The 12,034-nt window shown below is 70.6% G+C and carries 13 protein-coding genes; 3 read left to right on the top strand and 10 right to left on the bottom strand.

From position 1 onward, the window contains the following. Window positions 1-10: 10 nt before the first annotated feature. From AC07DS_RS40080 to AC07DS_RS40045, 8 genes are all read right to left on the bottom strand, one after another. A complete protein-coding gene (locus AC07DS_RS40080) occupies window positions 11-424 on the bottom strand; it encodes a rhodanese-like domain-containing protein (RefSeq protein WP_479153700.1) in 414 nt (137 codons plus the stop codon). Then, window positions 421-966, bottom strand: coding sequence for a cupin domain-containing protein (locus AC07DS_RS40075; RefSeq protein ID WP_479153699.1), 546 nt, complete (start codon window positions 964-966; stop codon window positions 421-423). Before AC07DS_RS40075 ends, AC07DS_RS40080 begins: the two co-directional genes overlap by 4 nt. Before the next feature lie 70 nt (window positions 967-1,036). Further along, on the bottom strand, window positions 1,037-1,084 hold the full coding sequence (locus tag AC07DS_RS40070; protein WP_309506048.1) for a hypothetical protein: 48 nt from the start codon (window positions 1,082-1,084) through the stop codon (window positions 1,037-1,039). Between the two features lie 116 nt (window positions 1,085-1,200). Beyond that, window positions 1,201-2,835 carry an FAD-dependent monooxygenase gene (locus tag AC07DS_RS40065; RefSeq protein WP_479153698.1) on the bottom strand — a complete coding sequence of 545 codons (1,635 nt, stop codon included), beginning with the start codon at window positions 2,833-2,835 and terminating at the stop codon, window positions 1,201-1,203. A gap of 202 nt (window positions 2,836-3,037) precedes the next feature. After that, the gene (locus AC07DS_RS40060; protein WP_479153697.1) at window positions 3,038-3,937 is read right to left on the bottom strand and encodes an amino acid ABC transporter permease; all 900 of its coding nucleotides are present in this window, start codon (window positions 3,935-3,937) and stop codon (window positions 3,038-3,040) included. Beyond that, on the bottom strand, window positions 3,934-4,599 hold the full coding sequence (locus AC07DS_RS40055) for an amino acid ABC transporter permease (RefSeq protein WP_479153696.1): 666 nt from the start codon (window positions 4,597-4,599) through the stop codon (window positions 3,934-3,936). The genes AC07DS_RS40060 and AC07DS_RS40055 overlap by 4 nt, the downstream gene beginning before the upstream one ends. A gap of 75 nt (window positions 4,600-4,674) precedes the next feature. Continuing rightward, complete coding sequence (locus tag AC07DS_RS40050; RefSeq protein WP_479153695.1) at window positions 4,675-5,508, bottom strand: glutamate ABC transporter substrate-binding protein; 834 nt, start codon at window positions 5,506-5,508, stop codon at window positions 4,675-4,677. Between the two features lie 86 nt (window positions 5,509-5,594). Then, window positions 5,595-6,371, bottom strand: a complete 777-nt coding sequence (locus tag AC07DS_RS40045) for an amino acid ABC transporter ATP-binding protein (protein WP_479153694.1) — start codon at window positions 6,369-6,371, stop codon at window positions 5,595-5,597. A gap of 295 nt (window positions 6,372-6,666) precedes the next feature. Here AC07DS_RS40045 and AC07DS_RS40040 point away from each other — a divergent pair, with 295 nt between their 5' ends. After that, entirely contained in the window at window positions 6,667-7,353 is a 687-nt protein-coding gene (locus AC07DS_RS40040) for a response regulator transcription factor (RefSeq protein WP_479153725.1), read from the top strand. 9 nt (window positions 7,354-7,362) lie between these two features. Continuing rightward, complete coding sequence (locus tag AC07DS_RS40035) at window positions 7,363-8,769, top strand: sensor histidine kinase (RefSeq protein ID WP_479153693.1); 1,407 nt, start codon at window positions 7,363-7,365, stop codon at window positions 8,767-8,769. A 148-nt stretch (window positions 8,770-8,917) separates the two neighbouring features. On the opposite strand, the gene AC07DS_RS40030 is transcribed toward AC07DS_RS40035, so the two are convergent. Further along, complete coding sequence (locus tag AC07DS_RS40030; RefSeq protein WP_479153692.1) at window positions 8,918-9,916, bottom strand: TAXI family TRAP transporter solute-binding subunit; 999 nt, start codon at window positions 9,914-9,916, stop codon at window positions 8,918-8,920. Window positions 9,917-10,023: 107 nt separating this feature from the next. On the opposite strand from AC07DS_RS40030, the gene AC07DS_RS40025 reads away from it, so the two are divergent. Beyond that, the gene (locus AC07DS_RS40025; protein ID WP_479153690.1) at window positions 10,024-10,431 is read left to right on the top strand and encodes a pyrophosphohydrolase domain-containing protein; all 408 of its coding nucleotides are present in this window, start codon (window positions 10,024-10,026) and stop codon (window positions 10,429-10,431) included. A gap of 3 nt (window positions 10,432-10,434) precedes the next feature. Here the strand turns inward: AC07DS_RS40025 and AC07DS_RS40020 are convergent, their stop codons facing one another. After that, a complete protein-coding gene (locus tag AC07DS_RS40020; RefSeq protein ID WP_479153688.1) occupies window positions 10,435-11,865 on the bottom strand; it encodes a hypothetical protein in 1,431 nt (476 codons plus the stop codon). Window positions 11,866-12,034 lie beyond the last annotated feature (169 nt).

Raw genomic sequence — 12,034 nt, 5'->3', positions numbered from 1 at the left:
CGGGCCTGCGTCAGCCGGTCACCGGCTCCACCGGCAGCCCCTTTGTCCGCCACGCCTGGAAGCCGCCCACCAGGTCCGTCGCCCGGTGCAGGCCAAGCTGGTGGAGCGAGGCGGCTGCCAGGCTGGACGCGTAGCCCTCGTTGCAGATGACCACGACGCGCAGGTCGTGGCCGGTGGCCTCGGGGACCCGGTGGCTGCCCCGGGGGTCGAGACGCCACTCCAGTTCGTTGCGCTCGATGACGAGCGCGCCGGGGATCACGCCGTCCCGCTCGCGCAGGGCCGCGTACCGGATGTCGACCAGCAGGGCCTCACCGCGGCCTGCCGCCGCGTGCGCCTCCTGTGCCTCGATGCGCCGGTAGCCCGCGCGGACCCGCTCCAGCAGGTCGTCGATACCGACCGGTCGTATCTCCGTACTGTCGCTCACTGCCAGTCCTCCGGGCGCTCGACCTGCTCCAGGCGCAGCACCTGACCCGTGCGACTGTAGCGACGGATCCGCGGCAGCGGCGGGTAGTAGGCGTGGACGGAGACCGCGTGCCGGTCCGGGGACTGGTTCAGCACCTCGTGCACATGGTGGTGGCCGAAGGAGCGGCCCTGTCCCGCGGGCAGCCGGCGCTCGCGGTCGACGCCCTCGGTGAGTTCCAGGGTCTTCCAGCCGTCGCTGGGCAGCCGCGCGGCCAGCGAGTACTCCTTGAGTTCACCCGCCGCGGTGACGAAGGCGCCGACCGAGTCGGCGTGGTCGTGCCAGCCGGTGCCGCTGCCGGGCGGCCAGCCGATCAGCCAGGCCTCGCTGCCGCCGGGGCCTTCGAGGCGCACCCAGGTGCGCCCCTCCGGGTCGAGCGGCAGCGAGGCGATCAGCTCGGTGTCGGTGGCCGTGCGCCGCGCGAAGTCGAGGAGGTCCGCCTGGGTCGGCGCCGAGCCGACGGCAGCGCCGGTGGCAGCGGGGGAGACGGAAGGGGATAGAGACACGTGCACCGTCCTGAAGAGGGTTCGCCGAACGGGCGCACAACGGCGCCCGGAGAAGGAAGAGGGAGCGAATTCAGCAGGACGGGCGACACACGCAACCCGCATAGCGGACGAGGTCCATATGGACCCTCCGCCACAGGCGCACACAGGTGTCGGTCACGATCCGGAGTACAGCATGCTGCTGCACTCCGGTCAACTCACCGTCACCATGTGGACAGAGGGTGACAGAGCGCACGGTCAGCGCACGCCGGAGCCGGCCTCCGCCTCCTCCTTCGTCTCCTCCCGCTCCTCCTTCTCCTCCTGCACGGCGCCGCCGAGCGTCGCCTCGGCCGCCGCGTACAGGTCGGCCGGACGCACCCCGTTCAGCGCGGTGACCAGGTGGCCGTCGGGGCGCACGAGCAGCACGCTGTGCGCCGGCGCACCCGGGTAGTCCTCGGCGACCAGCAGCTCGGCCGGGTGCGGAAGGGCTGCCACCGCGGCGGCGAGCCGGGGCATGACCCCGGCGGACACCCAGTGCTTGCGGTCCCACACGCCCGTGCCCGGTGCGATCAGCATGACGAGCAGCGCGCCACGACCCAGCCGGTCGCGCAGCTGTACGAAGGAACCGTCCTCCGCGGTGACCCGTACATCGGCGACCGGTGAGCCGAACGGGGTGTCGACCTGGATCTCCGCCTCCAGATGCCGGGGCGTCAGCGGCGAGTCGGCGTACGCCCCCGGCGCACCCACCGGGCCGCGCCCCAGATGACCGTCCGTGAGCAGCGCGTCGTGGCCCCGGGCCGCGCCGGGGACGTAGTGCCGCAGCCCGCCCCCGCCGCGGAGCACCGGCAGCAGCTGGTCGGCGGCGCGCAGCCGGGCGGCGGCCACCGCGCGCCGCTCGGCCTGGTAGCTGTCGAGCAGTGCCTCGTGGTGCCCGTGGTGCCAGGCCGGGGCCAGCTTCCAGGCCAGGTTGTCGGCGTCCCGGAGACCCTCGTCGAGCCCCTGGGTGCCGAGCGCGCCGAGGAGGTGGGCCGCGTCCCCGGCCAGGAAGACCCGGCCGGCGCGCCAGCGACGGGCGAGCCGGTGGTGCACCGTGTGGACACCGGTGTCGAGGAGGTCGTAGGCCGGTGTGGTGCCGTCCGTCCAGCCCGCGAGGGTCTCGCGGATCCGGGCCACCAGGATGTCGGGCGTGACCAGGTCCTTGCCCGGCGGCAGCAGCCAGTCCAGACGCCACACGCCGTCCGGGAGGGGGCGGGCGGTCACCTCCCCGGCCGAGGGCCCGGACGACCGCCACGGCGGCATCCGGTGGAGCAACGCCTGGCCCTCCCAGGGAAGTTCCACGCGCAGGGCCGCGACCGCGTGCCGCTCCACCGCGGTACGGCCCGGGAAGCGGATGTCCTGCAGCTTGCGCACGGTCGAGCGGGGCCCGTCGCAGCCGACCAGGTAACTTCCCCGCCACCAGGTTCCCTTGGGGCCACGGGTGTGCGCGGAGATGCCGGAACGCTCCTGCTCGATCGAGTCGAGCCGGCTGTCCGCGGCGACCTCGACCAGGGGCTCGTGCGCCACGGCCGCGCGCAGGGCACCCGTGAGGACGTGCTGGGCGAGGTGCAGCGGGGCCGCGGGGTCGCCCTCGTCGAAGGTGATCTCGGTCAGCACCTGCCGTCGCCTGACCGACCGCCATCCGGTCCATCTCACGCCGTGGTCGGCGACGGCGACCCCGGTCAGCCGCTCCAGCAGGGCGGCCGTGTCCTCGCGCAGCACGACGGTGCGTGCCGGGCGTGGTTCGTCCTTGCCGGGGCCCTCGTCCAGGACGACGGAGGGCACCTCCTGACGGGCCAGCGCCAGGGCGAGCGTGAGCCCGACGGGCCCCGCTCCGACGATGATCACCGGGTCCACGGTGCGGCGCCCCCTGTCCGCAGCGGTGCCCTGACGGACATGGAGGAACAGGAAGGTGAAGCGGGGTGCACGATCACAGAACGTATGCAACCCATTGGCAGAGTTTGCGTCAAGTGACCAGAGGCAGTGGCGATCATGCCACTGCCTCCGGGGGCCGTACGGGTGAAGCGGTGGCTTGCCAGACGATGCCGCCGGGGCCGGCTCAGGCGCCGACGCCGTCTCCGGTCGCCGCCGTACCCGAGATGTTTGCCACGTCCTGGGGGCCGAGCACCGTACCGGTCGACTTCTTGCGCCGCCGCAGCCGTCCCTCCAGCCAGCTCGCGAACGAGGTCAGCGAGAAGTTGATGATCACGAAGATCGCCGCGACGATCGTGAACGAGGCGATGGTGTTCGCACCGTAGTAGCCGCTCATCGTGTTGGCCGACGCGAGCAGTTCGGGGAAGGTCAGGACCGCGCCGCCGAGCGCCGTGTCCTTCACGATCACGACCAGCTGGCTGACGATCGCCGGGAGCATGGCGGTGACCGACTGGGGCAGCAGGATGAGCCGCATGACCTGGTTCTTGCGCAGACCGATCGCCATGGCCGCCTCGGACTGCCCCTTCGGCAGTGCGAGGATGCCCGCGCGGACGATCTCCGCGAGCACGGATGCGTTGTACAGCACCAGGCCGGTGACGACTGCGTACAGGGGACGGTCGTCCGAGGTGACTTCGGTGTACTCGGCGAACAGGGCGAGTCCGAAGATCATCAGGACCAGCACCGGGACCGCGCGGAAGAACTCCACGACCACCGCGACCGGGACACGGATCCACGCGTGGTCCGAGAGGCGGGCGATGCCGAGCACGGCGCCCAGCGGGAGGGCGATGACCATGGACAGGGCCGCGGCCTTCAGGGTGTTCTGCAGACCCGGCCATATGTACGTCGAGTAGGCCTCGGTGCCGTTGAAGAAGGGCTTCCAGAGCACCCACTCCAGCTGGCCCTTGTCGTCCAGGGCCTTGTACACCCACCACAGGACGGCCGCGAGGACGACGAGGAAGCCCGCCGTGTAGAGGATGTTGCGCCGCTTGGCCTGGGGGCCCTGGGCGTCGTACAGGACCGAACTCATCGCTTCACCGCCACCTTCTTGCCCACCCAGCCGAGGATCAGACCGGTCGGCAGGGTCAGACAGCAGAACCCGAAGGCGATGATCGCGGAGATCAGCAGCAGCTGCGCCTCGTTCTCCACCATCTCCTTCATCAGCAGTGCCGCTTCCGCCACGCCGATCGCGGCTGCCACGGTCGTGTTCTTCGTCAACGCGATCAGCACGTTGGTCAGCGGGCCGACGGCCGCGCGGAAGGCCTGCGGCAGCACGATCAGGCCCAGCACCTGAGTGAAGCTCAGGCCGATGGCCCGGGCCGCTTCAGCCTGGCCGACCGGAACCGTGTTGATGCCGGCGCGGATCGCTTCGCAGACGAAGGCCGACGTGTAGACGGTCAGCCCGAGCACCGCCAGCCGGAAGCTGCTCGTTTCGACCTGGTCCGACCCCAGGGTGATGTTCAGGGTGTCCTTCAGCCCGAGCGAGGCGAACAGGATGATCACCGTGAGCGGGATGTTCCGCACGATGTTCACGTAGGCGGTGCCGAAACCGCGCATCAGCGGCACCGGGCCCACCCGCATGCCGGCCAGCAGAGTGCCCCAGATCAGGGAGCCCACGGCCGACAGCAGCGTGAGCTGCACCGTCGTCCAGAACGCGCCCAGCACGTCGTACTTGTCAAGAAAGTCGAACACGATCTCCCGCGCTTCCGCGTGTAGGGATGCCCGGGTGCGCCGCCGTCAGGAGCGGCGCACCCGTCGGGCGTTGCCTCAGCTCTTGATGTCGCCGATCTTCGGAGCGGGCTCGTTCTTGTAGCCGGCCGGGCCGAAGTTCTTGGCCACGGCCTTCTGCCAGGAACCGTCGGAGACCATCTCCTCCAGAGCCTTGTTGATCTTGGCCTTGAGGTCGCTGCCCTTCTTGACGCCGATGCCGTAGTTCTCGTTGGTCATCTTGAAGCCGCCGAGCTTGAACTTGCCCTTGAACTGGGACTGCGCGGCGTAGCCGGCGAGGATCGAGTCGTCCGTGGTCAGGGCGTCGATCGCCTTGCTCTGCAGACCGGTCAGACAGGCCGAGTACGTCGGGTACTGCTGGAGCTGCGCCTTGGGAGCCAGCTTGTCCTTGACGTTCTGCGCCGACGTCGAGCCGGTCACCGAGCACAGCTTCTTCTTGTTCAGGTCCGCCGGCGACTTGATGGTGTTGTCGTCCGCGCGGATCAGCACGTCCTGGTGGGCCAGCAGGTACGGGCCGGCGAAGTCGACCTTCTGCTGACGCTCCGGGGTGATCGAGTAGGAGGCCGCGATGAAGTCGACGTCACCGCGCTGCAGCATGGTCTCGCGGTCGGCGCTCTTCGACTCCTTCCACTCGATCTGGTCGGGCTTGTAGCCGAGCTTGCCGGCCACGTAGGTCGCCACGTCGACGTCGAAGCCCGCGTAGCCCTGCGGGGTCTTCTGGCCGATGCCGGGCTGGTCGAACTTGATGCCGATGGCGATCTTCTTGCCGCCGCCGGAGCCGTTGTCGTCCTTCTTGTCGCCACCGCACGCGGTGGCGGACACGGTGAGGGCGAGTACGACGGCCGAGGCGGCGGTGACCTTGCGGAGCTTCATCGTGAACATCCTTTGAGTGGTGAGGAACGCGGTCCGTGAGGGACGGGTGGCGCCGGGGGCGGCCGGGGCGAGCGGGCCCGGTGGCGTCAGTGGTGCAGGATCTTCGAGAGGAAGTCCTTGGCCCGGTCACTGCGCGGATTGCTGAAGAACTGGTCGGGCGCAGCCTCTTCGACGATGCGGCCGTCCGCCATGAAGACCACCCGGTTTGCAGCCGATCGTGCGAAACCCATCTCGTGGGTGACGACGATCATGGTCATGCCCTCCCGGGCGAGCTGTTGCATGACCTCGAGGACCTCGTTGATCATCTCGGGGTCGAGGGCCGAGGTCGGCTCGTCGAAGAGCATGACCTTCGGGTCCATCGCCAGCGCCCGGGCGATCGCGACGCGCTGCTGCTGGCCGCCGGACAGCTGGGCCGGGTACTTGTCAGCCTGGGCACCGACACCGACCCGGTCGAGCAGGGTACGGGCCTTCTCCTCGGCCTGCTTCTTGTCCGCCTTGCGGACCTTGACCTGCCCGAGGACGACGTTCTCGAGCACGGTCTTGTGCGCGAAGAGGTTGAAGGACTGGAAGACCATCCCGACGTCGGCGCGCAGCCGGGCCAGCTCCCTGCCCTCGTGGGGCAGCGGCTTTCCGTCGATCGTGATGGCGCCCGAGTCGATCGTCTCCAGGCGGTTGATGGTGCGGCACAGGGTCGACTTTCCGGACCCGGAGGGCCCGATGACCACGACGACCTCACCGCGGGCGATCGTCAGGTCGATGTCCTGGAGTACGTGCAACGCGCCGAAGTGCTTGTTGACGCTCTTCAGGACGACCAGTTCGCCGGACGCGGCCACGTCTTCCTTGGCCACCGATACTTTGGTCATCGCTCTCAGGCTCCGTCCTCCTCGGTTTCGGTGGACAGTAGTGATGGCCGGTGACCAGCGTCATCACATCTGAGGGGAATCTGAGCATCACGATCCGATAGCAATCGGACACGTGTCGTAGCACTTGAGACCCGTGCGCATATCGGGGGGATAACGGAAGCGCCAGGCAACCGGAACCCTCTTGACGCCGTCCTTCTCCATCGGCGTGACTTCCATGGTGCACGCGCGCGTGCGCACGATCTACAAGCTGAACGAGAACCGTGACCGTATGACCGCTGAACCGGAGGGGGCCGGGATGAGACTGCTGCTCGTCGAGGACGACAACCATGTCGCGGCCGCGCTGTCCGCGGTCCTCGCGCGGCACGGATTCGACGTCACCCACGCGCGCAGCGGCGAGGAGGCCCTCCAGGCACTCGTCCCCGAGGGCGCCGGATTCGGCGTGGTCCTGCTCGACCTGGGCCTGCCCGACCAGGACGGCTACGAGGTCTGCGGCAAGATCCGCAAGCGCACCAGCACCCCAGTGATCATGGTCACCGCGCGCTCCGACGTCCGCTCCCGCATCCACGGGCTCAACCTGGGCGCCGACGACTACGTGGTGAAGCCGTACGACACCGGGGAGCTGCTCGCCCGGATCCACGCGGTCAGCCGGCGCACCGCCCACGAGGACGCGGCACCGGGCGCCGAGACCTCGCTGCGTCTCGGCTCCGTGCTCATCGAACTGCCCAACCGCCAGGTCAGCGTGGGCGGTTCGGTGGTCCAGCTGACCCGCAAGGAATTCGACCTGCTCGCGCTGCTCGCCCAGCGGCCGGGCGTCGTCTTCCGGCGGGAACAGATCATCAGTGAGGTCTGGCGCACCAGCTGGGAGGGCACCGGCCGCACCCTGGAGGTGCACGTCGCCTCCCTGCGCGCCAAGCTGCGCATGCCCGCGCTGATCGAGACCGTACGCGGCGTCGGCTACCGGCTCGTCGCGCCGGCCGCCTAGCGGGGCCGGGTGCGCACACGGCTCCTGCCGCTGCTCATCGTCCTGATGGCGGCCGTACTCCTCGCCCTCGGTCTTCCGCTCGCCGTCAGCGTGGCCGCGGCCCAGCAGCAGAAGGTGGTCGTCGACCGGATCGACGACACCGCGCGCTTCGCCGCGCTCGCGCAGTTCGTCACCGACGCGCCGAGCGGATCCCGGCGTACTGCCCCGGACGAGCGCCAGGAGACGCTCCGCCGGGAACTGGACAGCTATTACGGCGTCTACGGCATCCGTGTGGGTGTCTTCTACGGCAACGGCTCGGTCATGGCCAACGCCCCGGACGACTGGGTCGTCCCGCAGACGGGGGAGGTCCGGGAGGCGTTCGGCGAGGCGCTGCTGAGCCGCCGCAGCCACGACCCCCGGCAGGTGTGGCCCTGGCAGCGCAGCCGGCTGATCGTCGCCTCGCCGGTGATCAGGGACGGGGACGTCGTGGCGGTCGTCGTCACCGACTCGCCCACCGGGCAGATGCGTTCGCGGATCCTGCGCGGCTGGCTGTTCATCGGGGCCGGCGAGTTCGCCGCGATGCTGCTCGCCGTGGGCGCCGCACTGCGGCTGACCGGCTGGGTGCTCCGGCCGGTACGGATCCTGGACGCCACCACCCACGACATCGCCACCGGACGCCTCAAGTCCCGGGTGGCGGTGGCCGGCGGGCCGCCGGAACTAAGAAGGCTGGCCCGGTCGTTCAACGAGATGGCGGACAACGTCGAGGAAGTGCTTGAGCAGCAACGCGCCTTCGTCGCGGACGCCTCGCACCAGCTGCGCAACCCGCTCTCCGCGCTGCTGCTGCGCATCGAGCTGCTCGCTCTGGAACTCCCGCAGGGCAACGAGGAGATCGCCTCGGTCCGCACTGAGGGAAAGCGCCTGGCGCAGGTCCTGGACGACCTGCTCGACCTGGCTCTGGCCGAGCACGCCGCGGCCGACCTCAGGCTGACCGATGTCGGAGCCCTGGCCGGGGAGCGGGTGGCCGCCTGGTCGCCGGCCGCCGCCGCCAAGGGCGTCCGGCTGGTCGGCGACTGCCCGCCCATCACCGCCTGGGCCGACTCGATCACCCTCTCCAGCGCGCTGGACGCGGTGATCGACAACGCCGTGAAGTTCACCCCGGAGGGCGGCACGGTCGAGATCGTCGTCGCCTCCAACGGCGACACCTCGACGGTCGTGGTCACCGACACCGGCCCCGGCCTCACCGACGAGGAACTCGACCGCGTGGGGGACCGGTTCTGGCGCAGCGGCCGCCATCAGAACGTCAAGGGCTCGGGTCTGGGCCTGTCCATCACCCGCGCCCTGCTCGCCGCGGGCGGCGGCTCGATCACCTACGCGCACCACGAGCCGGGGGGCCTCCAGGTGACCGTGGCGGTGCCGAGGAACCCGGACGGCCTCTGAGGCCTCACCGAGAACAGGGCGTCACCGAACAGGTCCTCACCGACTGGGCGCAGACCGAACAGGCACAGACCGAGCAGGCGAAGACCGAGCAGGCACAGACCGAGCAGGCGAAGACCGAACAGGCACAGACCGAGCAGGCACTGGCCGACTAGGGCTTCATCGACCTGTAGTACCGCCGGGCGCCCTCCTGCAGAGGCAGCGGGTCGGTGTAGATCGCCGTACGAACGTCGACGAGCTGAGCCGAGTGGACATGGGCGCCGATGCCGTCGCGGCTCTTGATCACCGTGCGGGTCAGCCACTCGGTCAGCCGGGGATCCATGTCCTTGCGGGTCATCAGCAGGTTGGACACCGCGATCGTCGGCACCGCGGTGCCGTGCTGCACGGACGAGTACGCCGTCTCGGGCATGTTGGTGGCCCGGTAGTAGCGGGCGGCGTCCCCGCCGGCGTGCAGCTTGGTGACGAGGTCGCCGTCGATCGGTACGAACCTGAAGGCGTACTTCTCGGCCAGCTCGACCAGCCCCTTGGTGGGCAGCCCGCCCGACCAGAAGAAGGCGTCGATCTTGCCGTGCCGCAACCGGTCCGGGCCGGTGTCTATGCCCTCCGACATCGGCGTGATGTCCTTGTGCGGGTCGATGCCCGCGGCCCTGAGCACCCGGTTCGCGATCAGCCGCACCCCGGAGTCGGGCAGCCCGGTGGCGACCCGCTTGTGCCGCAGGTCCGCGACGCTGTCGACCTTCGAGTCGCGCGGCACGATCAGCTGCACGTAGTCGTCGTAGAGCCGGGCGACTCCGCGCAGCCGGTCCGCGCCGCTGCGGTGCTGCAGCTCGTACGTCTCCACCGCGTCGGCCGCCGCGATCGTGAAGTCGGCCTTCCCGGTCGCCACCCGCTCGACGTTCTCCTGCGAGCCGGCACTGTTCAGCAGCTTCACCTGCAGCCCGGGCATGTCTCTGGCCAGTTCGGTGCGCAGCCGCTCGCCGTACTCCTGGTAGACCCCGCGGGGTGTGCCGGTACTGAAGACGATCGTCCCGCTCGGCGGGGTCTCGCCCAGCGGCAGCAGCCACCACAGCAGCAGCCCGAGGGCCACGACGCCGACGGTCGCGCCCTGGAGCGACCGGCGCCTGCTGATACGGGGGAACACCTTGGACATGCGGGCGATCCTGCCAGGCCGTGCGCCGGGCTGACCAGGGCCGGGGTCACTCCGGGGTCACCGGGGAGCGCGGCGGGAGTGTCGGTGGCGGCCGTTAGAGTCGCCGTATGAGCTCTTCGCCCGCCCGTCTCGTCCGTGAGTTCCACCGCGCCTTCGGCCTCGACACCCGAGTCACGCCGACGGAGGTGGGGCCCGAACTGGCCGCGCACCGCGGGGAACTGCTCGCCGAAGAGGCCGCGGAGGTCGCCGAGGTCTCGGTCGAGGGCCCGCTGGACAGGCTCGCGCACGAACTGGCGGACGTGGTGTACGTGGCCTACGGCACCGCACTGGTCCACGGGATCGATCTCGACGAGGTGATCGCCGAGATCCACCGCGCCAACATGAGCAAGCTGGGCCCGGACGGCCAGATCGCCCGCCGCTCGGACGGCAAGGTCCTCAAGGGCGAGCACTACCGGGCGCCGGACGTGTCGGCCGTGCTGCGCCGCCAGGGCTGGACACCCGGCGGCGCAGCCTGACGGCTACGACGACAGGGAGCCGCCCGCCAGCTTCCACTCGCGGTGCAGGGAGCCCAGCGGAACGCTCCGCTGCAGCACCGGCGTGCCGAAGATGGAGAGCTGGATCCGCAGGGTGCCCGACAGGTCGACGCCTCCGTACACCGCCCAGGTGCCCTCTGCCTTCACATCGGGTGTGTCGGAGGACGCGGTGACGGTCCCGGCGGCCTCGCCGCGCAGGTACGGCGCCAGGTCGGCGGAGACGCCGACGGTGCCGTAGAGGCCGACGGTCGCCTCGGCGCCGAGGGCCGTCTGCACGCTCCCGGCGGTGGTCAGGGAGGCCCGGACGGGCGTGCTCTTCATGCCCGAGGAGCTGACCGGCGTCCACCCCTTGCCCACCCCGAAGGTGCCGCCCGCCTTGAAGTCGCCCTTGAGGCTCTGCTCGACGTCGACGGTCACGTGTCCGTCGGCGCTGATCTGGAAGTAGCAGGTCAGGTCGAGGTTGACGACGACGGGGACCGGGCCGACCTGCAGGACGGGGTCGGCGTGCAGCTTGGCGAACGGGATCCGCAGCGGGGTGCCGGTGGTCGCGGCGGCCCGGCCCTTCACGGCCCATCCGGAGGTCCAGTCTCCGGACACACCGAGGTAGGCCGAGCCGGGCGTAGCGTCGGTCCCGGTGCCGCCGTAGCTGAAGTCGACCTGCGGGGCCACCTGGACGAACCCGGACACCGAGGCGCCGGCCGAGGCCGGGGCACCCTCGGCCGTCTGCACCTTGGCGCCGACGTCGAGCCGGAGGCTGCCGAGCGGCACGGTCGCGCCCTTGGGTCCGACGTGCACGTCACCGGCCTTGGACCAGGAGACCTTGACGTCGGGCAGCAGCTTGTCGACGGCGAAGGAGGACGGGTCGACCGGCACGGTGCCCTTGGCCGTGTCGGCGCCCAGCAGCGAGTTGAGCGCCGCCGGTTCGGTCTGCACCTCGGTGCCCCGGTCGCTCTCGCCGATCACCTTGGTCACCTTGGCGAGCAGGCCGTGCGGGGCCCCGGGTGCAGGGGCGCTGGCGATGACGTCGCCCACGTCGGCCCGGTGCGGCGCCGCCGAGGAGGTGGGCGAGGGGGTCGCGGGGGTCTGCGAAGTCCCGCTCCTCGCCGGTGCCTTGGAGATGACGGCGCGTCGGGTCCGGCTGTCGTACGAGCTGACGGTGAGTGCGGTCTTGTGCGCCCGCCGGTCCGTGCCGGAGGTGCCGGCCGTGGCGGTCGCGGTGGCGGCGGGGGCGGCCGCGACGGTGAGCGAGTGGCCGGTGTCGCCGGTGGGGCCGTCGGTGGCCCGGACGTCCTGGCTCTGGCCCGCCGCCGGTGGCGCGGCGTGCGGCGGGGAAGAGGAGCAGCCCGCGGCGAGGAGGAGGGCGGTCACGGCGAAGGCGGGCAGGAGGGCACGGCGGTGCCTCGTGCGTCTGCGCAAGGTCGGTCCTGGGGTGAAGTGGGGGGTGGTGAAAAAGGGCAGCACCGACGGCCGGCTACCTATGGGTAGAACCGGCCGGTAACTCGGTGGTGAGCCATGAGCATGCCATGGCTGCGCGCACAGACCACGCACAATTCGGCCACAACCCAACGTGACCTGGAACACGGTG

The organism is Streptomyces sp. NPDC044064 (assembly GCF_056434245.1).
Note: the sequence above shows the minus strand (reverse complement) of the source record. Positions and strands in the feature narration are given on the sequence as shown.

Bases quoted from the DNA above. Each gene is read 5' to 3' on its own strand.
- AC07DS_RS40060 (WP_479153697.1), bottom strand. From the start codon at position 3,937: ATGAGTTCGGTCCTGTACGACGCCCAGGGCCCCCAGGCCAAGCGGCGC.
- AC07DS_RS40050 (WP_479153695.1), bottom strand. From the start codon at position 5,508: ATGAAGCTCCGCAAGGTCACCGCCGCCTCGGCCGTCGTACTCGCCCTC.
- AC07DS_RS40045 (WP_479153694.1), bottom strand. From the start codon at position 6,371: ATGACCAAAGTATCGGTGGCCAAGGAAGACGTGGCCGCGTCCGGCGAA.
- AC07DS_RS40040 (WP_479153725.1), top strand. From the start codon at position 6,667: ATGAGACTGCTGCTCGTCGAGGACGACAACCATGTCGCGGCCGCGCTG.
- AC07DS_RS40030 (WP_479153692.1), bottom strand. From the start codon at position 9,916: ATGTCCAAGGTGTTCCCCCGTATCAGCAGGCGCCGGTCGCTCCAGGGC.
- AC07DS_RS40025 (WP_479153690.1), top strand. From the start codon at position 10,024: ATGAGCTCTTCGCCCGCCCGTCTCGTCCGTGAGTTCCACCGCGCCTTC.